Annotated in this window: 22 protein-coding genes; 14 read left to right on the forward strand and 8 right to left on the reverse strand. The window is 64.9% G+C overall.

Features of this window, described 5'->3' with window-relative positions:
- Positions 1-5 precede the first annotated feature (5 nt).
- On the reverse strand, positions 6-1,904 hold the full coding sequence (gene typA / locus ACQP2U_RS35520; RefSeq protein ID WP_397031150.1) for a translational GTPase TypA: 1,899 nt from the start codon (positions 1,902-1,904) through the stop codon (positions 6-8).
- A gap of 153 nt (positions 1,905-2,057) precedes the next feature.
- On the opposite strand from typA, the gene ACQP2U_RS35525 reads away from it, so the two are divergent.
- A complete protein-coding gene (locus ACQP2U_RS35525; protein WP_085998628.1) occupies positions 2,058-2,234 on the forward strand; it encodes a hypothetical protein in 177 nt (58 codons plus the stop codon).
- 134 nt (positions 2,235-2,368) lie between these two features.
- Positions 2,369-2,665 (forward strand): 4a-hydroxytetrahydrobiopterin dehydratase, encoded by a 297-nt coding sequence (locus ACQP2U_RS35530; protein WP_433711510.1) that lies wholly within the window; start codon positions 2,369-2,371, stop codon positions 2,663-2,665.
- Here ACQP2U_RS35530 and ACQP2U_RS35535 read toward each other — a convergent pair.
- On the reverse strand, positions 2,604-3,830 hold the full coding sequence (locus ACQP2U_RS35535; protein ID WP_433711512.1) for a mannosyltransferase: 1,227 nt from the start codon (positions 3,828-3,830) through the stop codon (positions 2,604-2,606). The genes ACQP2U_RS35530 and ACQP2U_RS35535 overlap by 62 nt on opposite strands.
- A 444-nt stretch (positions 3,831-4,274) precedes the next feature.
- Between ACQP2U_RS35535 and ACQP2U_RS35540 the strand changes: the two genes are divergently transcribed.
- The gene (locus ACQP2U_RS35540; RefSeq protein ID WP_433711515.1) at positions 4,275-5,042 is read left to right on the forward strand and encodes an Rv1157c family protein; all 768 of its coding nucleotides are present in this window, start codon (positions 4,275-4,277) and stop codon (positions 5,040-5,042) included.
- Between the two features lie 191 nt (positions 5,043-5,233).
- Positions 5,234-5,611, forward strand: coding sequence for a hypothetical protein (locus ACQP2U_RS35545; RefSeq protein WP_433711516.1), 378 nt, complete (start codon positions 5,234-5,236; stop codon positions 5,609-5,611).
- Positions 5,612-5,692: 81 nt separating this feature from the next.
- Here ACQP2U_RS35545 and ACQP2U_RS35550 read toward each other — a convergent pair whose 3' ends face one another.
- From ACQP2U_RS35550 to ACQP2U_RS35560, 3 genes are all read right to left on the reverse strand, one after another.
- A complete protein-coding gene (locus ACQP2U_RS35550; protein ID WP_433711518.1) occupies positions 5,693-6,400 on the reverse strand; it encodes a DUF1906 domain-containing protein in 708 nt (235 codons plus the stop codon).
- Positions 6,401-6,580: 180 nt separating this feature from the next.
- Positions 6,581-7,708 (reverse strand): hypothetical protein, encoded by a 1,128-nt coding sequence (locus ACQP2U_RS35555; RefSeq protein ID WP_433711519.1) that lies wholly within the window; start codon positions 7,706-7,708, stop codon positions 6,581-6,583.
- 237 nt (positions 7,709-7,945) lie between these two features.
- Positions 7,946-8,551, reverse strand: coding sequence for a CHAP domain-containing protein (locus tag ACQP2U_RS35560; protein ID WP_433711520.1), 606 nt, complete (start codon positions 8,549-8,551; stop codon positions 7,946-7,948).
- Between the two features lie 198 nt (positions 8,552-8,749).
- On the opposite strand from ACQP2U_RS35560, the gene ACQP2U_RS35565 reads away from it, so the two are divergent.
- From ACQP2U_RS35565 to ACQP2U_RS35580, 4 genes are read left to right on the forward strand one after another with little or no spacing between them, the layout of a single operon-like run.
- Entirely contained in the window at positions 8,750-9,400 is a 651-nt protein-coding gene (locus ACQP2U_RS35565) for an ABC transporter permease (RefSeq protein WP_364344632.1), read from the forward strand.
- Positions 9,393-10,586 carry an ABC transporter ATP-binding protein gene (locus ACQP2U_RS35570; protein WP_433711521.1) on the forward strand — a complete coding sequence of 398 codons (1,194 nt, stop codon included), beginning with the start codon at positions 9,393-9,395 and terminating at the stop codon, positions 10,584-10,586. Before ACQP2U_RS35565 ends, ACQP2U_RS35570 begins: the two co-directional genes overlap by 8 nt.
- Entirely contained in the window at positions 10,583-11,362 is a 780-nt protein-coding gene (locus ACQP2U_RS35575; protein WP_433711523.1) for an ABC transporter permease, read from the forward strand. Before ACQP2U_RS35570 ends, ACQP2U_RS35575 begins: the two co-directional genes overlap by 4 nt.
- Positions 11,359-12,324: a glycine betaine ABC transporter substrate-binding protein gene (locus ACQP2U_RS35580; protein WP_433711524.1), complete on the forward strand. Its 966-nt coding sequence runs from the start codon at positions 11,359-11,361 to the stop codon at positions 12,322-12,324. The genes ACQP2U_RS35575 and ACQP2U_RS35580 overlap by 4 nt, the downstream gene beginning before the upstream one ends.
- Positions 12,325-12,368: 44 nt before the next feature.
- On the opposite strand, the gene ACQP2U_RS35585 is transcribed toward ACQP2U_RS35580, so the two are convergent.
- A complete protein-coding gene (locus ACQP2U_RS35585) occupies positions 12,369-13,022 on the reverse strand; it encodes a TIGR03086 family metal-binding protein (RefSeq protein WP_433711525.1) in 654 nt (217 codons plus the stop codon).
- Positions 13,023-13,132: 110 nt separating this feature from the next.
- On the opposite strand from ACQP2U_RS35585, the gene ACQP2U_RS35590 reads away from it, so the two are divergent.
- Together ACQP2U_RS35590 and ACQP2U_RS35595 are read left to right on the forward strand one after the other, a co-directional pair.
- Positions 13,133-14,104 (forward strand): helix-turn-helix transcriptional regulator, encoded by a 972-nt coding sequence (locus tag ACQP2U_RS35590; protein WP_433711526.1) that lies wholly within the window; start codon positions 13,133-13,135, stop codon positions 14,102-14,104.
- A gap of 108 nt (positions 14,105-14,212) precedes the next feature.
- The gene (locus ACQP2U_RS35595; protein ID WP_433711527.1) at positions 14,213-14,941 is read left to right on the forward strand and encodes a helix-turn-helix domain-containing protein; all 729 of its coding nucleotides are present in this window, start codon (positions 14,213-14,215) and stop codon (positions 14,939-14,941) included.
- Between the two features lie 125 nt (positions 14,942-15,066).
- Here ACQP2U_RS35595 and ACQP2U_RS35600 read toward each other — a convergent pair whose 3' ends face one another.
- A complete protein-coding gene (locus ACQP2U_RS35600; protein ID WP_433711529.1) occupies positions 15,067-16,524 on the reverse strand; it encodes an MFS transporter in 1,458 nt (485 codons plus the stop codon).
- Between the two features lie 75 nt (positions 16,525-16,599).
- On the opposite strand from ACQP2U_RS35600, the gene ACQP2U_RS35605 reads away from it, so the two are divergent.
- Both ACQP2U_RS35605 and ACQP2U_RS35610 read left to right on the forward strand, forming a co-directional pair.
- On the forward strand, positions 16,600-17,082 hold the full coding sequence (locus tag ACQP2U_RS35605; RefSeq protein WP_433711531.1) for a MarR family winged helix-turn-helix transcriptional regulator: 483 nt from the start codon (positions 16,600-16,602) through the stop codon (positions 17,080-17,082).
- A gap of 43 nt (positions 17,083-17,125) precedes the next feature.
- Entirely contained in the window at positions 17,126-17,746 is a 621-nt protein-coding gene (locus tag ACQP2U_RS35610; protein ID WP_433711533.1) for a hypothetical protein, read from the forward strand.
- Here the strand turns inward: ACQP2U_RS35610 and ACQP2U_RS35615 are convergent.
- Positions 17,656-18,567, reverse strand: coding sequence for an AraC family transcriptional regulator (locus ACQP2U_RS35615; RefSeq protein WP_433711535.1), 912 nt, complete (start codon positions 18,565-18,567; stop codon positions 17,656-17,658). The genes ACQP2U_RS35610 and ACQP2U_RS35615 overlap by 91 nt on opposite strands.
- A gap of 62 nt (positions 18,568-18,629) precedes the next feature.
- On the opposite strand from ACQP2U_RS35615, the gene ACQP2U_RS35620 reads away from it, so the two are divergent.
- Both ACQP2U_RS35620 and ACQP2U_RS35625 read left to right on the forward strand, forming a co-directional pair.
- On the forward strand, positions 18,630-19,520 hold the full coding sequence (locus ACQP2U_RS35620) for a DMT family transporter (protein ID WP_433711536.1): 891 nt from the start codon (positions 18,630-18,632) through the stop codon (positions 19,518-19,520).
- 64 nt (positions 19,521-19,584) lie between these two features.
- Complete coding sequence (locus ACQP2U_RS35625; RefSeq protein ID WP_397031117.1) at positions 19,585-20,148, forward strand: hypothetical protein; 564 nt, start codon at positions 19,585-19,587, stop codon at positions 20,146-20,148.
- Positions 20,149-20,396 lie beyond the last annotated feature (248 nt).

Below are 20,396 nucleotides of genomic sequence, written 5' to 3' on the forward strand. Positions count from 1 at the left end.
TTGTCCTACAGCGCCGCCCGATCCCGAGCCTTGCGTCGCGACAGTTCGCGCCCACGTTCGGTGGCACCGAGGATGACCTTGCGCACCCGCACGATCTCCGGTGTGACCTCGACGCATTCGTCGGCGGCACAGAACTCCATCGCCGCCTCCAGATCGAGCTGCAGCGGCTTGGCGAGCGTCTCCATCACATCGGCGGTCGAGCTGCGCATATTGGTCAGCTTCTTCTCACGCGTGACATTGATATCGAGATCCTCGGCGCGCGGGTTGATGCCGACGACATGACCCTCGTAGGTGTCCGCACCCGGCTCCACGAAGAACTGACCGCGATCGGCCAGCTGGATCATGGCGAACGGGGTCACCGAGCCAGCGCGGTCGGAGACCAGCGAACCGGTGTGGCGGGCGCGGATCTCACCGGCCCACGGTGCGTAACCGTGTGAGACCGCGTTGGCGATGCCGGTGCCGCGGGTTTCGGTGAGGAAGTCGGTGCGGAACCCGATCAGGCCGCGCGAGGGAACGATGAACTCCATCCGTACCCAACCCGCGGCGTGGTTGTTCATCTGGACCATCTTGCCCTTGCGGGCGGCCAGCAACTGGGTGATCGCACCGAGGTACTCGTCGGGGCAGTCGATGGTCAGCTCTTCGTAAGGCTCGTGCACCTTGCCGTCGACCTGCTTGGTGACCACCTGCGGCTTGCCGACGGTCAATTCGAAGCCTTCGCGACGCATCTGCTCGACCAGAATGGCCAGCGCCAGCTCACCGCGCCCTTGCACCTCCCAGGCGTCCGGGCGGCCGATATCGAGCACGCGCAGCGAGACATTGCCGACCAGTTCGGCGTCCAGCCGCGACTTCACCATGCGGGCGGTCAACTTGTGGCCCTGCACCCGACCGACCAGCGGCGAGGTATTGGTGCCGATAGTGACGGAGATGGCGGGCTCGTCGACCGTGATGCGCGGCAGCGCGACGGGATTGTCGATATCGGCCAGGGTGTCGCCGATCATGATGTCCGGAATGCCCGCGATGGCGACGATGTCACCGGCCACCGCGACCTCTCCTGGCTGCCGCTCGACGCCGATGGTCTGCAACAGTTCGGTGATCTTGACCTGCTTGACGCCGTCGGCGTGCATCCACGCGACATTCTGCCCCTTGCGCAGCTCACCGCTGTAGATGCGGACCAGCGCGAGGCGACCGAGGAAGGCCGAGGCGTCGAGGTTGGTGACGTGCGCCTGCAGCGGCGCGGTCGGATCGCCCTTTGGCGCCGGGATGTTCTCCAGCAGGACGTCGAACAGCGCGTCCAGGTTCTCCGCGGCCGGGGCGCTGCCGTTCTCGGGACGCTCCTTGGAGGCCTTGCCCGCACGGCCGGAGGCGTAGAGGACCGGCAGGTCCAGCGCGAGTTCGGCGGCTTCGGCGGCTTCGTCGTCCAGATCGGAGGCCAGGTCGAGCAGCAGATCGTGGCTCTCCTCGACGACCTCTTCGATGCGGGCGTCGGGGCGGTCGGTCTTGTTCACCACCAGGATGACCGGCAACTTCGCGGCCAGCGCCTTGCGCAGCACGAAGCGGGTCTGCGGCAGCGGCCCCTCGGACGCGTCGACCAGCAGCACGACACCGTCGACCATGGACAGTCCGCGCTCGACCTCGCCACCGAAGTCGGCGTGGCCGGGCGTATCGATCACGTTGATCACGGTGACCGAACCGTCCGGGTGGTGCCGGTGCACCGCGGTGTTCTTGGCGAGAATGGTGATGCCCTTCTCGCGCTCCAGGTCACCGGAATCCATCACGCGATCGACGAGCTCGGCGCGTTCGGCGAAGGCGCCGGACTGGCGCAGCATGGCGTCGACCAGCGTCGTCTTACCGTGGTCGACGTGGGCCACGATGGCGACGTTGCGAAAATCGCGTGCAGACGACACGCCTCAATCCTCCTGCTGTTGGTATAGATGCCGGCCGACCCTTGCAAACAGGTGGAGAATCGAAACTCACCAGGGCATTGCGGCCAGTTACACAGTACCGGCATCCCGGTGGCTCGCCGACCACGCACTCCACTAAGGGTAAGCTAACCAATCATGGGCAAGGTGAAGGCGAAGAAGGTTTCCAGCCTCAAACCGAAGAAGAAGTGCTGTCGCAAGAAGACGCGCTGCTTGAAGTGCCCCGTCGTCATCATGCGGATGAAACGCCTGGAAGCGGCCGGTTGCTGCGGTAAGGAACTGAAGAAGGGCCTCAAGAAGGCCCGCGCCGCCTGATCGACGAATTCGGATTCGGTGATGGGTTCGCGGCTCCCGGGGTACACCTCGTATATGAGCGAACGCAGTGAGCGAACAGACAACACAGCCGCCCGAGCGGTCATACCGGAGCCGAGTACGAGCGAGGCACAGGCATGAGCGAACGCAAACTAACCGAGGCAGAACTCACCGAAGCTTTGACCGAACTGTCGGAATGGACCCGGTCCGGCGACACCATCACCCGCACGATCGAGGCGAAAACCTTTCCGGCGGGCATCGACCTCGTGCGTCAGGTCGCCGAAGTCGCCGAGAAAGCGAACCATCATCCGGATATCGATATCCGCTGGCGTCGGGTGAGATTCAGTCTGTCTACCCACGACTCGGGCGGACTCACGGCGCTTGATGTGTCGCTGGCTCGCGAGATAGATCGCCTTGCGGCGCAATCCGATTGACCATGCGCCCGGACCAGATCACCCAGCCGTAGAGCACCAGTACGCCGAGCACGTCGACAGCGCCGAGCCAGGACAGCACCCCCGGCCGCGAGATAGTCCAAATCGACGGCTGGGCGAACGAGAGCACCCACGGCACGCCCACGAGGGTTACGACCAGCCAATAGCCGGCGAGAATCCGAGCGCCGGACGCCTGCCGCAGCGGCCCGTACAGCAACCACATCACCGTGGGCAGCAGCCACACGAAGTGATGCGACCACGAGATGGGCGAAACCATCAGCCCGAACAGCTGCACGATGATCAGGGTGCCCAACCGATCATCGGGACCCAATGCGCGCCAAGCGAAGAAGGCCAGCACAGCGACCACAACGACGGCCGCCAACCACCACGGCCCGGATTGGACGTCATGGCCGAGTAGACGGCTCAGCGCACCGCGTAGCGACTGATTCCAGACCGAACCCACCGGACCGATCCGATCCGCGTCACCGAGCAGCGTGCCGAAGTACCGCTTGGCCTCCTTGTGGTTGATCAGGAAGCTCACCGCGACCGTCGCTCCGAAAACCACCGCCGACCACACCGCGGTCCCCCACCGCCGCCGGGCCACGAAGTACAGCCCCGAAATCGCCGGTGTCAGTTTGATTCCCGCGATCACACCGATCAATCCACCGGAGAGCCACCATCGCGAACTGCGCACCGCGAGCATGGCCCCGAGCACCAGGAACACATTGACCTGGCCGTAGTCGATCGTGGTCCGCACCGGCTCCATCCAGATGCCGATCGCGGTCCACCACACCGCGCCGGTGCGCCACCGTGGCTCGCGCATCCGCTCCGCGCCGAGGATCAATTCGAAGGCGATCCACACCACCGCATACAGCGCGACGACAATCGCCAGCAGCCAGAGCACCGCGATCCCGGTGAACGGAAAGTAGTGCAGCGGAAAGAAGACCAGCGCCGCGAACGGCGGATAGGTGAACGGCAGCGGGAAGTCCGGGGTCTTCTCGGCGTAGGTGAAGTCGTACAGACGGTCGGTCAGTAGGGCCGCCGAACCGTCGACATAGACGTGCAGATCGACGAGATTCATCCCGTTCTTCGTCAGCAGCATCCACAGCAGCCTGGCCAACACGGACAGACCGAGCACCGGCACAGCCAATCGGAGGCTTCGGTTCAATTCGCAGGCTTTCGAGTCGGTTCCGGGAAGGCTGCGACTAGCCTAACCGCCGCCGCGAGAGATCCCATCAATCCCCTGGACCGACCCCGGCATGAACAGTCGAGCCCGCAGCAGGTAGCTTGCGTGGCCACGAAGGGTCACCCCTTATCGGCACGACATGCGTCATCGAGCCCGGAGAAGGTAGCTTGCGTACCGCACAACCTGGCTGGGCAGACACTGAACACCGGTAACATTTGCATCACCTTTCACTCTGGTAACACCAGAGAACAGGTAGCGTCTGATAACACTGATCGTCCACAACAGAAGTAGGGGCACGTCGGCTGTACAACACGGCGCTCTTGTCCCTAGAGTGACCCCGAAACGATGGCTTTTTGCATCGCTCCTGTGATGTACCCGAGGTTAAGGACGGCTAGACCAGTGCTTCGCACCCGAGGATCGCGGATCATGTTGTCCGCGCTCGCCATCGCAGCGAGCGCTTCGCTCGCCGCGCCGTCGACGGCAGTCGCGGCACCGGCCCCCGCCCCCATCGCATCGCGGAACACCATTCCGATGGTTCCCGAGGGCGTCCCGATCGATACGCTCGCCTCGCTGGCCCCGGCCATCGTCGGCGCCATCGCCGGGCCGGCCGATGCCAAGCCCATCGCGGATGCGCCGAAGAACGCCATCCTCGATCAGGTCCGAGCCCTGCTCAACGCGCTGAACCTGCCGCCGCAGATCAAGTCGACACTGGAACGGATCATCACCTTCCTGGACGGCAGCGGCGGCGGCGGCCCGGAAGTCCCTCAGGGTGGACCGGCCATCGCCCAGTTCCTCTACCCGACCATCGGCAAGGGCTGCATCGGCCCCGGCGCCGATTCGATCGGCACCGCACTTGCCGTTCCCGGTCCGGCCGAGCTGCCGCCGCCGGGACCGCAGGCCGGTCAGACCGGATTCGTATTCACCGCACTCGGCACCAAGTCGCCGACACCGGAGCAGAATCCGCCGATGACGGTCCAGTGGCTGAATCTCGACACCCGTCAGTCCGGCGTTCAGCCGCTGACCGACGAGGCGCATATCAACCCGGACGGTCCGGCCACACTCTCGGCGATCGTCAACACCGGCTCGGGCCGGGTCGTCGCGGTCGTCGGGGGTTCGCTGACCACCAAGGCCGATGACGCCGACCCGCGGACCTGCTCGTTCCTGCCGACGCTCGGTTTCTTCACCGTCACCTAGGCTCCCCGAACCTTCAGGCGCCGGACTCAGGCGCCTGAAGGTAAACGTCGGCGGCTGGCGGCAAGAGAGCATGTAGTCATGCCTGCGCCGCCGATGTACCTACGAAATCTGTTGTTGCGAAACGTTTCGACACATGGCGCGAATCGTTCGGTAACTGCGTAGCCCCCCGAGAACTGTGGTAGACCGAACACATGGCGACTGTCGATGATTCGCTCCGGTCCCGTCCCTCGATCCGCCCGGGTCACTCGATCCGGAGCAGGCGATCGCGTCGATCGGTCCTGTCTTTCCGCTCGGAAGGCTCGATCCTGTCCATCGGCTCGGCCTACTCGATCCTATCGATCGGCAGTGTGGGCTCGGTGCTGTCCATCGGCGCTGTCGGCTCCTTCGGCTCGGTGATCTCCTCCTTCTCCATCGGCAGCCTCGGCTCCGCCTTCTCCGGCATCTCCCGCTGGTCCCTCTTCTCCTGGCGAGGCAACCACGAGGCCCCCGAAAACCGCCCCACCCTCCGCGTCGTCCCCGACGACGAACCCGAACTGCGCCTAGCCCCCACCTGCCACTGCCAGACCTAACCGATCAAGATCAGATGAAATCCACGGCGGCATTATGCGAGAATCCCCCCGCTAGCAGTGCCACCTGATCTTGATCCGTAGTCACCACTGGCCGTATTCGGCGGTGAGGATGTTGTTGACGTCGACGCCGATGCCGTCGATGGCGCGTTGGTCGATTTCGATCTGGTGCAGGTGCGCGACGGGGTGTACGAAACCCTTGGGCGTGCCCCAATTGTGCTGCCAATACCAGGAACCCAGGCCCGCCGACCGTGCCAGTTCGATGGTCGGCGCATTGGCGTAGATGCCGACGTTCTCCTTGCCGAGCACCGACTCCCAGCCGAGGATGTACGGCGCGATCATGCTCGCGAAATCGGCTGGGGACGGATTGTCATCGATGGAGGCGTAGATGGGGCGATTCTCCGGACCACCCGCTGCCAGATGCAGTTCCAGGCCGCGATCGGCATGCTTCTTGCCCGCCTCCAGGCCGCCGCGCCAGTCGGCGGTCGCGCCCTTGCCGAACTGGTAGTTCGACACGATCGTCAGACCGGCGGCGTGTAGTTGGTCGACCTCCTCGGCGCGCAATGGCTTCCCCTCCATCCATTCGGCGCCCGGACGACGATCGGAAACGTAGCGGATGACGCCGAGGTGACCGTCATCCAGGATCGCGTCGGCGGACGGGACGCCGCCCGCGTAATCGACGAGGGTGCCGAGCACACCGGCCGCTGAAGCGCGGGGGGCGGTGATCCCGACGGCGGCGGCCGCGGCGGTGTAGGCGAACAACTGGCGGCGAGACACGGAAATGGAACGCATCGCAGGACTCCTTCGCGCAACACCGGTCATGGACAGGCAGCGTGCCCGGCGCACCTTCCCCAAGGTTCACTCGAGCGCCGGGAGCCTCGAACGTGTACTCATTTCACCATATTCACATTGGAACCGCTAGACCCACTGGAAACAGAAGTTCACACTGGTCACACAGGTCGATAGCTGGTTCTAGGCGATACTGTCGAGCCGCGCCGCGACATCGATCGTGCGGCCCGAGCTGTCGCTGAGCTCGTGGCGCACCACCTCGGCAACCTGCGCGATGACCTGCTTTTTGATACCGGCCAGCGCACCGAGCGTCGCCGCCCGCATTCCGCGTGCCTTGAACTCGAGCCGCAGGTCATCGGGTGCTGGCGGCGGCACATCGACGACGATCAACAGCGGATCGGCCGCCCGCGCGGTCAGCACCAGCGGAATCTCGACCTCGGCGCGGTATCGGTTGGCCTTGAGCACATCGACGGTGATATCCAGGCTCACCGGCAGGGTCAGATCGAAGGACACCGGCTCCTCCGAGCGATCCGCCAATTGCGGCGTTCGCACATTGCCCTGCACCGTGACGGTGGCAGAGTCGCGCGGTCCGGTGCGCAGCGGCCCGACCTCGATCGGGCGGCCCGCCATCCGCTCCACGAATTCGAAGACCCGATCGCGGGTCACAATGCGGGAGAAGAACTGATGTCCGAATTCGTCATAGCCGATCCAGTCGAATTCGGCCCGGTCGACGTGCTCGGACCGGACTCCGTTGATGATGGCCTCGACGTCGAAGACCCGGCCGCGCCGGGCCTGCGGTTCGGCGAGCATCGCATTCACCCGATTGGCGACCTCGCGCTGCACCACCCCGGCGATCGGATCGAGCAACCATTCCCACGCCGAGTCGATGGCCTGGGCACGCAGCACGAAGCTGACGTCACGTGAGGTGATCGGCGGAATATCGATGACGATGAGCAGCGGGTCCGCGGTCCGGGCGTGCATTGTGAGATCGATTTCGGCGACCGCCTCCAGCCGCATTTTCCGTCCGCCGAGCAGTACCTTCACCGACATCGTCAGCGGCACGGTCACCTCGAAGGTGACATGCGGACCGCTCCGCAGGACGACCGGCTTGCCCACCTTGCCCTCGGCCATGAAGCCGGCCAAACCCACCGGTCCGAGGGAGAACGGACCGATGGCGACACCGTGATCGGTCATCGCGGAGACCGCGGCCTCGATCCGTTCGGCCGTCACCGCGTGGGTGACGAACCGTTCTCCGAAGTCGGCGTAGTCGATCCACACCGGATCATCGGCCTTTTCCTCGATGGGCAGCATCAGAGTTTCCGAAACCCTCACCTCTCAACGGACAACCGACACGGTACGCGACGCGGATTTCGGCGAGGTCGGGCCGACATGCCCCCACCCGGGGTCCCTGTCCTGCTGATGAGGGGGTAGCAGGACAGGGACCGAAAGACGGCGCTGCCGGGCGCCGCCTAGTCAATGGTAAGTGCTAGCGGAGGACCCGCCGACAATGCATAGCCACTAGGAAGACCAGCTGAGTACCAACCCTATTCACAAACGGCCGAATCCCACCACCCCTGGCACCTGCGCCGGTGCGAAACGGTGGATCGCGACCTCGCCGAATTCATTCCCGCCCATGGTCGTCACGGTCCCGTTCGCGGCCGTGAGCACGAAATTCGTGTGCTGGCTGAAGGGGCTCCCCTCGGCGTAGAGCAGCACGTCACCGGTGCGCGGCTGATATTCCGAACCGATCGGCGCGAAGCGGTCGACGCCCTGGTAGTACTCCTGCAGCGTGTACACACCCGGAATCCGCCACGATCCGGAATTCGGATTGGCCAGCGGCGCCCCCGCCTCCCGCAGCACCCAACTGACGAAGTCGGCGCACCACGGTTCGTCGGCCCCCTCGGCATACTTCGGACCATCGCCCGGTGCCTCGAATTCGCGTTCGAGGACCGCGACGATCCGCCCCTGGGCGAGGTCCAGCGCCGACCGGTCGATCGCGGGAAATGCGGTCAAGCGGTCTCCAGCGATAGCGGGTTGTGCGCGATCCTGCCACCAGCGCACTCCGACAACCCCCACCGCGACCAGCGCAACCACCACCAGGCCGAACACCGGCCACACATACCGTCTCCGCTCGGCCACCTCATGCACTCCCATACTCCCCTCCAGGATTCGACTCTCGATCAGTAGGACGAATGGGTCCGCCACGAGGTTCCCGCCGATGTGGTGGAGGTTGCGACTGTTCCCAATTTCCTTTCAACACATGACATTCAGTGATAGCGTGCGGTGCTCTGATTCGTCAGGTCGTGCAAGCGTGCCGCGTATTCGACACGTTTCACGAACGGAGGTACGGCCCTGGATACACTGTGGACGTTCGTGGTGCATCGACGCGCGCAGCTGGTCACCGATTCGTATTTACATGTCTCGGCGGTGGTGCAGTCGATTCTGCTGGCGACGATCGTGGCGGTGCTGATCGGAGTGCTGGTCTACCGCAGTCCGTTCGGGTCCTCGGTAGCGACAGCGCTGGCAAGCGCCATTCTCACCGTCCCATCGTTCGCGCTGCTCGGGCTGCTGATTCCATTCCTCGGACTCGGTGTCGGACCGACGATTACCGCGCTGGTGCTCTATGCCCTGCTGCCGATTCTGCGCAACACCATCATCGGATTGGCCTCGGTGGATCCGGCGATCGTGGATGCCGCGCGCGGGGTCGGGATGAATCGGCTGCGGGTGCTCGCGCGCATCGAATTGCCGCTGGCTTGGCCATCGATTCTGACCGGGATGCGGGTCAGCACGCAGATGATCATGGGCATTCTGGCCATTGCCGCCTATGCCAAGGGGCCCGGACTCGGCAATCTGATCTTCTCCGGCCTGGCCCGGCTCGGTAGTCCGAATGCGGTGCCGCAGGCGCTGGTCGGCACGATCCTGATAGTCGTACTCGCGCTGATCCTCGATGGGATCTTCGTCATCGTCGGGCGACTCACCACCTCGAGGGGAATACGTGACTGATACCGAAATCCGCGGCGACAGTGAGACATCGGCGGTATCCGGCGTCGAGATCGTGCTCGATGAGGTCACCAAACAGTATCCGGGCCAACGAGATCCGGCGGTAGACCGAGTCTCGCTGACCATCCCCGCGGGCGAAATCGTCGTCCTCGTCGGACCCTCCGGCTGCGGTAAGACCACCACCATGCGGATGATCAATCGCCTCATCGAACCGACCTCTGGCACCATCACGATCGGCGGTCGCGATGTCACCGGGGTGAATCCGGACCACTTGCGCAGGGGCATCGGCTATTCCATCCAGCAGGCGGGGTTGTTTCCGCATCTGACGGTCGCGAAGAATGTTGCGACAGTGCCCGGCCTGATCGGTTGGGATCGCAAGAAGGTCGCCGCGCGGACCGACGAAATGCTCGAACTGGTCGGCCTCGATCCCGATACCTATCGTCATCGCTATCCCAGGCAGCTCTCGGGTGGCCAGCAGCAGCGCGTCGGGGTGGCTCGCGCTTTGGCGGCCGATCCCCCGGTGCTGCTGATGGACGAGCCGTTCGGTGCGGTCGATCCGATCACCCGTGGTCTGCTGCAGGACGAGCTGCTGCGCTTGCAATCCGAACTGGGTAAGACCATCGTGTTCGTTACCCACGATTTCAATGAAGCGGTGAAGCTGGGCGATCGAATCGCGGTGCTGGGCAACCAATCTCGGATTCTGCAATACGACACCCCGGCCGCGATCCTGGCCGATCCCGCGGACGAGACCGTGGCCGGTTTCGTCGGCGCGGATGCCTCGCTCAAACAGCTCACCCTCACCCGGGTCCGCGATGTCGACCTCGGCAGCTGCCCGACGGCCCCGGAGTCCGATTCGGTCGACAATCTCCGCGCCGCGCTGGCCGGACTGGATTGGCCGTGGGCACTGATTCTCGACGCGCAGCAGCGGCCCTTGCGCTGGGTGTCGAGGGAGCAACTGGCACAGGCGGATTCGCTGCGTACCGTCGGATCCCCGGTCGGTGAGCAGCTATCGCTGCAGTCGACGCTGCAGGATGCGTTGGAGGCGTTGCTGGCCGAGCAGACCGCGACCGCGGTCGTCACCGGTCGACGTGGCGAATACGCCGGATTGATCACGATCGATACGCTCGTCGGCCATCTGTCGGCCATGCGCGCCACGCATGCGGGCGCGGAGATGGATGCGACTTCATGACCATGGCGACCACCGCTGCGGCCACGGCATCGCCGACGACACTGCGTCGGGCCGAACGCATTCGGCTGCTGGTCCAACCGGCGCTCGTGCTCGTACTGACCGCGGGTGTGCTGGTGTGGGCATTCCGGCGCGATCTCACCGCCACCCAGCAGGCCAGCATCAGCGTATCCAATATCGCTACCGCCACCTGGCAGCATGTGTTGATCACCGCGACAGTGGTGGTGATCGTCGTCGCGGTGGCGGTGCCGCTGGGAACACTGCTCACCCGGCCGGGATACCGCCGCCTAGCACCGCTTTTCGTCGGTATCGCCAATATCGGCGCCGCAGCTCCTGCGATCGGTCTGATCGTGCTGTTCTACCTCGCCACCCGCACCACCGGCTTCTGGATCGGCGTCGCGCCGATCGCGTTCTATTCGCTGCTTCCGGTGCTGCGCAATACGATCCTGGGCTACCAGCAGGTGGATCCGGCGGTCATCGACGCCGGACGCGGCCAGGGCATGTCGGCGCTTATGGTATTGCGCCGCATCGAATTTCCGCTCGCCATCCCCTATATCCTCGCCGGGCTGCGCACCTCGCTGGTGCTCGCCGTGGGCACCGCGACACTGTCGTTCCTGGTGAGCGCGGGCGGTCTCGGCATTCTGATCGATACCGGATACAAGCTGCGCGATAACGTCACGTTGGTGGTCGGTGCGGTCCTCGCGGTCGCGCTGGCGCTGCTCGTCGATTGGCTGGGCGCGCTGGCCGAACAGTACCTGGGGCCGAGGGGGCTGAAGTGAAAACGTGGGCGCTGGGTGTTGTGGCCGTATTCCTCTTGAGCGCCTGCGGATTGCAGTCCGGAAGCGCGGTGCCGCTGCGGGTGGGGCCAGGCAGTATTCGTCCGGTACCGGAACTCGACGGGGTCTCGATTACGGTGGGCTCCAAGGATTTCACCGAGCAGAACATCCTCGGATACCTCATCGAATTCGCCCTGTCCGCGGCGGGTGCACAGGTACGGGATCTGACGAATATCCAAGGCTCCAACAGTGTCCGTGATGCCCAGTTGCACGGTCAGATCGATATCTCCTACGAATACACCGGGACCGGGTGGATCAACTATCTCGGCAACGAGACACCGGTTCCGGATGAGGTCGGGCAGTTCGAGGCGGTTCGCGACGCGGATCTGTCCGCACATGGCATCGTGTGGACGGATATGGCCCCGATGAACAACACCTACGCGTTGGTGATGAGCGCCGACACCGCGAAGGAGACCGGTGTCGTCACGCTGTCCGACTACGCTCGGCTGATTGTCACCGATCCGGCCGCGGCCGCGACGTGCGTCGGCACCGAATTCAATGTGCGCCAAGACGGTTATCCCGGGATGGCGCGCAAATACGGTATCGATGTAGGCAAAGTGCATAAGCAGATCGTGCAGGATGCGGTGGTCTATCAGGCGACCGCCGATGCCAAGCAGTGCCGGTTCGGTTCGGTCGCCGCCACCGACGGCCGGATTCCAGCGCTCGGGCTCGTCTTACTGAAGGACGATCTGGGCTTCTTCCCGAAATACAATGCGGCACTGGTCATGCGAAAGTCCTTCGCGGATGCACATCCACAGGTCGCCGACATCATGGCGCCGATATCGAAGAAGCTGACCAATGAGGCGATCACCGAATTGAACCGCCAGGTCGATGTGGATGGCCGCGAACCCGCTGAGGTAGCACGGGATTGGATGGTGGCGCAAGGGTTCGTCACGGCCCGGTGATATGGGTCTGAGCATGCACTTTGCACGCTCAGACCCCATTCGAATCAGGCCCGCGGATCGCGGCCCAGGTAGCGCAGCAACTCGGCGACCGTCGTGTCGTCCTGCGCACCGTCGACGATTGCGGCGTACGCACCCCACTGGCGCAGCGGCTCAACGATTTCCGCCTCCGGGCCGCCGCCCGGTGCCGGATTCATGGTCCGCGCGGCGGTGAGCAGGTGACCGGCGAGTTCGTCGTGCAACGGGGACGGCTGTCCGGTCGCGATCGCGATATCCCAGGCGTGCACGGCCGCATCCAATGCGCACATGACCGCGGCGACCGGGGTCGGCAATGCGCCATGCGGCAGCGGGGTGGGCACGGTCTCGGTCTCGTCGGTGACAGTGGCCCATGCGGTCTCGGTCTGCTCGACCGCATCGCGCACCAAATCGGCGGCGGTGCCGTCGATGGTGCCGGACGGGGCAAAGGGGTTGTAGGCCGGGCCGATTCCGATACCGAGTGCCACGGCAAAGGCGAGCTGATCGCCCGCGGCGTGCTGAATCACCTGCGTGACATCCCATTCCGAGCACGGGGTCGGCAGCTGCCACTGGTCGTCGCCGATACCCGCCACCACATCGGTCAGGGCGCGGTAGGAGGTGGCGAGGACATCACGCCAGACGGGGCGCAGGGTCGCGGTGGCGTCGGCGGCAGTGGTGATGTTCATGGCTGGCCTTTCCTTTTCCTTCTTGCTGATGTCACCAAGCCTATGCGGCCATTAGGCTAGTTTCGTTCCTAATACAGCGGCTTCATCAAGAAGAATTTTCGGAGGCGACGATGGCGGCCACCACAACCCGAGTTCTGCGCCTGCTCTCGCTGCTGCAGGATCGCGCACATACCGGTCGTGAGCTGGCCGAACGGCTCGACATCACGGATCGGACGCTGCGCAATGACATCCAGCGACTGCGCGAACTCGGCTATCCGGTACACGCCGAGCGGGGTGCGATCGGCGGCTATCGGCTCGGCCGCGGCAGCACCATGCCACCGCTGCTGCTCGACGATGATGAGACCGTCGCGGTGGCCGTGGCCATCGGCCTGGCCGAGGACGGGTCGACCGGCATTGCCGATATCACCGAGAATGCCGCGCGCGCACTGGCCAAACTCGAACAAATCCTGCCGAAACGCTTGCAGCGCAAGGTGACCGCGCTGCGCAACGCGACTGCCATCGGACCGGCGACCACCGGCTCACGCGAACCGGATGCCCCGGTCCCGGCCGCGACGCTGACCACACTCGCGAGCGCCATCCGGGATGGCGCCGCGGTGCGGATCGGCCTGAATCCCGACGCGGACAACGAAATCGAGCCCTACCGGCTGATCAACTGGCAGCGGCGCTGGTATCTGGTCGCCTACGATCTCGAAACCCATTGCTGGCGTGCTATTCCCGTCGCACAGCTACAGCGCGCGGTCGCAGGATCACGGCGATTCGCCGCACGGTCGCTGCCCGATGATGATCTGGTTGCCTTCGTCATGCGCGATATCGCCAGCACGGGTTGGAAGGTGCACGCCCGGGTAACGGTGCTGGCGCCCGCCGAGACGGTGATCGCCCGCATCAACCCGGCGGTGGGCGTGGTCGAGGCGGTCGACGCCGATACCTGCATCCTGCTGACCGGCGCGGATGCCCTCGAGACCATTGCCATCTACCTGAGCATGCTCATGATGGACTTCCGGGTCGACGGCCCGCCGGAACTGGTTGCGCACCTGCGCACTCTCGCGCGGCGTTATACCGAGTCGGTCGAACTGGCACCTTAGCGTTATCCAACGTCGCGGCAAGGGTTTTCGGTCGAAGTTAGGTTGGAGCGGGTAAGTGAACAGGTGGATCAGCTGTTGATCCCGACGCCAATCAGGAGGCATATCACCATGGCGGACGACCGCCCTTCGATCGCCCGCTATCTGCGTGAGCGCCGCGCCGCGGCCGGACTCACCCAGGCCGCGATGGCCGTGGCCACCGGATTCGCGCAGACGGTGATCGAGGACTTCGAACAGGGCGTGGTCGCGCCCACCTCGGCAACGCTGGGCCGGTTGTTCGATGCGCTAGGTGTACCGGTGTTCTTCCGTGACCACATCGTGAGCCTCACACAGGCGAGCCAGTTTCCGGATACCTACGGTCCCGTGCCGAGCGTGCCGCTGCCAAGCGATCTGCGCACCTTGCGCAGCCTTGCCCAGCCCGCCTGGTTCCAGATCGTGCCCACCTTCGATCTGGTCGCCGCGAACTCCGCTTATCTGCGGCTATTTCCCGGGCTCGAGCCCGGCGACAATATCCTCGAGTGGACGATGCTGAATCCGGACGCCAGACAGACCGTGCACGAGTGGCACAAGGAGGCGCATCTGATGGTTTATGCGCTGCGGATGATGGCGCCGGGCCTGGTGCAGCAGGAGCGGCTGGACAAGATCATCTCCGCCTGCCGATCGGCACCGGAGTGGGAGCAACTGTGGCTCGCCGATGTGGCACCGGCCGACATCGCCCGGCCCTGGCGCCACGTGCGCGATCCGGCGCGGCGCGAGCTGCGCCGAATGACATTGAACGTCTTCATGTCCGAATTCCCCCGGCGGCCGTGGTGGATGTACACCCTGGTGCCGATCGACTGATCCGCCCCGGCGACTGTTCGCCATCCAAGCCCCATACGTGGCCTCGGTGCGGATCGAACGACAACGGGGCCGATCCTCGCCGTTGAGGACCGGCCCCGTGGCCGTTCGGGCTCATGACCCGATGATCAGGCGTGCCCGGCCTTGTCAGCGGCGTCGGCCGCTTTGCGCATCGGGATGATCAGCGTGAGCACGATGGCGACCAGAGCAGCGGCCGTGGCGATCAGGAAGGTGGTGTGGAAGCCGTCGCGCGATGGCAGCACGTGCGGGCCGAGCTGCATCGTCATATGGGCGAGCACCACGCTCATCACCGCGGCCGAGGTCGAGGTGCCGATCGAGCGCATCAGTGAATTGAGGCCGTTGGCCGCAGCGGTCTCGGTCAGCGGCACCGCGCCCATGATCAGCGCGGGCATCGCGGCATAGGCCAGACCGACACCGCCCGCGACGATCATCGCCGCGATCATGAGCTCCCAGACGCTGTTCATCAGCACCACGGCACACAGATAACCGACCGCGATCACCGCCGAACCGAGCGCCAGCGTGACTTTCGGGCCGCGCGCCGCGGACAGCCGTGCCGAAACCGGCGACAGCAGAATCATCACGAATCCGGTTGGCGCCAGCGCCAATCCGGCATTGACCATGGACAGTCCGAACCCGTATCCGGTCTGTTCCGGTGCCATCATCAGCTGCGGGAAGGTCAGCGACATGGCGTAGAGCGCGAATCCGACCGCGATGGAAGCGAAGTTGGTGAACAGCACCCGCGGCCGCGCCGAAACCCGCAGGTCGACCAGCGGTGCGCGCTGCTTCAGTTCGAAGAAGCCCCAGATGAGGAATGTCACCACCGACAGCGCGAACAGGCCGAGCGTGCTCGCACTGCCCCAGCCCCAGTCCGCACCCTTGGTGATCGGAATCAGCAAGGCCAGCAACGCAATCGACAGACCGACCGCACCACCGAAATCGAAACGCGCCGGCGTGCGCACCGGAGACTCCGGTACGAAGACGAAAACCAATGCGGCACAGACGACACCGAGCCCGGCCGCGGTCCAGAACAGCATGTGCCAGTCCGAATTCTGCGCGATGGCCGCCGCAAGCGGCAGACCGAGCGCACCGCCGACACCGAGCGTGGCGCTCATGATCGCCATCGCCGAACCCACCTTCTCAGCGGGCAATTCGTCACGCATGATGCTGATGCCGAGCGGGATCGCGCCGACCGCCGCGCCCTGCAGCGAGCGCCCGATGATTTCGGGAGCCAGCGAGGAGGACAGCGCGCACACCACCGACCCGGCGACCATTGACACCAGATTCGCGAACAGCACCCGGCGCTTGCCGAACATATCGCCGAGTCGGCCACTGATCGGTGTTGCCACGGCACCGGCCAGCAGGGCTGCGGTGATCACCCAGGACGCATTGGACGCCGAGCTGTCCAGCAGCGTCGGCAGGGTGGGAATGATCGGAATGACCAGCGTCTGCATCAGCGAGACGACGACACCGACCATGCCGAGGGTCGCGATGAGCAGACCGGATGCGGGACGGCGCGGCGCATCGTCCTCGGTGACGGTCGAAGACACGTCGGCGGCAACAGACATGAATATGTACGGTACACACGCTATGTATCGTGCACAATTTGCTATGGGCGTGATTCAGCCGACATAGTGTGGGCCATGTCCGAATCAGGTCCCGAGGATGACGATGCGCTCACCCACCTCGTCTTCGAGCTGACCCTGCTGTCCCGACACTTCCCGGCCTCGCTGCTGCGCCGCCCCGGATTCCAGCTCGACCGATCGGCGTACTTGATCCTCACCAGACTGGAAATGGACGCTCCGCTCAGCCTGCGCGAGCTCTCGGAGGCCTTCCAGCTCGATATCTCCACCATTAATCGGCAGGTCGCCGCGATGCTGAAGCAGGGGCTGGTCGAGCGCGTTCCCGATCCGGACGGCGGCATCGCCCGCAAGATCCGGGCCAGCGCCAAGGGCTTGGAATTGGTGGCCGCCGATCGCGAGCAGAGTCAAGAGGGCATAGGCGCGGTCGTCGCCGACTGGACGGCCGCCGATATCACACAGTTGAGCGGGCTCATCTCCCGGTTCAATATGTCGATAGAGCATCTCGAGGAGAATCCGTGGCCGCGCCCGCCCGGCGCCCGCTAGGTCGAGTGGCGCGGCGCCCGCGGCGTCGGGCAATATCGCTGCGGTGAGGTTCGGGTGTGGAGTGGTCGCGGCATCGCTGTTCGTGGCGTCGCCGCTCACCGCGGGCTGCGGACTCGATACCGAGGCCGACGAATGGAACGGCTGGACGGTAACGGTGTATTACACCGCGGTCGAGTCCTATCACAACGGGCCGCTCGAAACCGTGCGCGGTTGCGGTGATTTCGAATGCACCGATGCCAATGTCGAAATCGGCTCGCTGCCAGAGGATTTCGTCGATGCGGTCCGCGATGAGGGCACCGGCCGGATCACCAGCGGCGAGCACGCGAGTCAATACCTGAACTGGTCCTACGATGTCGGTTTCTGGCTCGACACCGAACCGAGGGGTACCCGTGGCGAGGCGCTGCATCCCTTCGAGAGTGCGGCTGCGGATGGCATCGAGCCAGGAACTCGGTTGCGGCTCAAGGGTTGTGGCGCCGCGGGGCGTGAGAGCGAATGCGGCAAATTCAGTGCCGCGACGTGGACGATCGGCGACGCATTCACGCCGGGACTCGGCGGCCCACGCCATCTCGACCTCTACATCGGCGAGGAAGATTCCGAACGTTTCACCGAGGGACCGGATTTCGTGACGTTCACCGGTGCGACACTCGAACCCATCGAGCCATGACCCGCTTCGAAATACATACCGGGTGTAATGCCGTAGCAGCGCCGGAACCAGCGGGTCAGATGCGCTTGATCGGCGAATCCGGCCTCGATCGCCGCCTGGCTGATCGGTCGCCCCGCGGCGATCAATCTGCGAGCCGTGCGTAGGCGAAGCAGCCGTTGGTAATCACTCGGGGCCAGACCGTAATTGGCGCGGAAGGCTCGATAGAGCGCGAATCGGCTGCAATCGGCGGCCTCGGCCAGATCGTCCATGGAGATGGGATCGAGATGGCGATCATGCAGCACCGCGCGGACCCGTCGCGCGATATCGGCTGCCGAATCGGCCTGTACCACGGCGGTTCTCGTCGACATTCGAGTACCACGCTGCACCAGTGCCGCGACCGAGGCGGCCAATGCCTCGTCGGCGGCGAGTTCGGTGGCGGGGCCGATCAGACTCGCACAGAGCCTGCGCAGCGCCGATGAAAGTACCGGATCACGGAGCACCGGGTCGGTGAACAAGGGCAGACCGATCGGGCGCCCCGCTCGGTCGGCGAGCAGATCGATGATCAACTCAGCGCCGATATGCGCGATCCAATAGGTGAATCCAAGTTCGGTCGTACTGTGGCCGTCGTGTGGCTCGTCCGGATTGAACGCCATCACCATGCCCGCCGCGCTGGTGCGCGTGGCGCCGCGGCAGTCGAAGGTCTGTGCGCCGAATTCGGTCAGTCCGAACGAGTACGTCTCGTGACTGTGCAGGTCGTAGACGTGCCGTTCGAAATGTGCGTGCATGACCTCGACCGGGCGGTTAGCCATTCGCCGGTAGTCGACCCATTCACCCTCGGTCACCCGTTCATTGTCGCCGCACCAGCGTTCAATACTCGGGCGCGGCCCCCGCCGAAGATCGAACTGTGCGTATCCGATTGCTATTGATACTGGTCATGGCGCTGTGGGGCAGTGCGTTCGCCTCTTCGAAACTCGCGGTGAACGAGGTGCCTCATGCGGTCGCCGGTTTTCTGCGGTTCCTGATCGGCACGATTGTGCTGCTCGTCGTCCTGCGGGCGCCGCGCCTGCCCGCCGCCGATGCCGCTCGCGCGGCCGGAATCGGGCTCGTCGGCGTGTTCGGCTACAACTTTCTGTTCTTTCTGGGCCTTGCCCTGGCCCCCGCGGCGGACGGCAGCGTGATCGTCCCCATGGCGGCACCGATTTTCACGGTCGCCGTGACGGCATTGCTCAGTCGCACACGGTTGTCGCGCATCCGAATGGTCGGGCTGACCGTGGCGGTCGCCGGTGCGAGCGTCTTCATTCTCGGCATCCCCGACACCGGATCCCATCGGCTGCTCGGCGATCTCGTCTTCCTCGCGGCGGCGGCATGCTGGGCGAGCTATACGATGCTCGGAGCGCCGCTGTTGTCTCGGCTGTCCGCCCCGACCGTCACCGTGTATGCCACCGCCGCGGGCACGCTCGCGCTCGGAATCATCGCCGCTCCAGAACTCTCCGACGTCCGATGGTCCGAGCTGGACCTCGGATTCTGGCTCAATCAGGTCTATCTGGGTGTGCTGCCCACCGCCCTCGCGTATGTCCTCTACTACCGCGCGGTGAGTCAGGTCGGTCCGGCGACCGCGGCCGCGGCGATGTTTTTGGTACCCGCCTTCGGTCTCAGCTGCGCGTGGATGTTGCTCGGCGAGTCCATGTCGCCGACGCAGGCTCTCGGCGCGGCACTCATGTTCATCGGTGCCTGGCTGAACACTCGCAGCGAAGCGCCCCTGCGCGTGCCGGAGCCAGTCGACGTGCGTTCCTGAGGTTTGGATGGCCGCTGGCGAGGCATTACGTGGACGACACGACCGTCTGGGCTAGGAGGATCGGGTGTCTTCTGCAGCGATAGCGATAGTGATCATCGTGGTAGTGGTGTTGGTCGCGGCCGGGTTGCTGGTCGCAACTTGGCCGATGCTGCGGAGAAGGCGACTGCGCAAGAAGTTCGGCCCCGAATACGACCGGACCATGGAAGAGCTGGACAGCCATAAGGCCACCGACCGTGAGCTGGCCGAACGCGAGCGGCGGCATGCCGACCTGGATATCCGGGAGCTGTCCGAGCCGGAAAAGCAGCGGTATCGCACTGAGTGGGCGCGGATGCAGGAACGCTTCGTCGACGCTCCGGCGGACGCGGTGACGGCGGCCGATGTGCTGGTGGCCGACATCATGTCCGAGCGCGGCTATCCCACCGAAGGGTATGACCAGCAGCTCGCCGATCTATCCGTCGAGCATGCGGCGACGGTGGGCCACTATCGCGCCGCGCACGAGATCGCGGTCCGGCGCTCCGATACGCGAATCTCCACCGAGGATATGCGTTTCGCGGTGGTGCAGTATCGCGAGTTGTTCGAGGACCTGCTCGGCGATGCGCCGCACGACAAGAAGGATGTAAAGCAATGAGCACCGAGCAGGACCGGCAGCGGAATCTCGAATCCGAAGTGCCGGAGGGAGTTTCGCCTACCGCGACACGAACCGGGACGGAGACTGATTCGGCCGCGTCGTATGGGCCCGCGCCGATGTCGGAAGCCGAGGCGAGTGGGGGCAGTGGTATGCCAGCAGTTGGCGAGGATGAGAACGAGCGGGCGGGCGCAGGCGAGAGCACTGCCGGAGACCGGCCCGCCGGCGCAGGCGGAGGCACGGCAACAGAC

This window comes from Nocardia sp. CA-084685, assembly GCF_050955785.1.
GTDB lineage: Bacteria > Actinomycetota > Actinomycetes > Mycobacteriales > Mycobacteriaceae > Nocardia.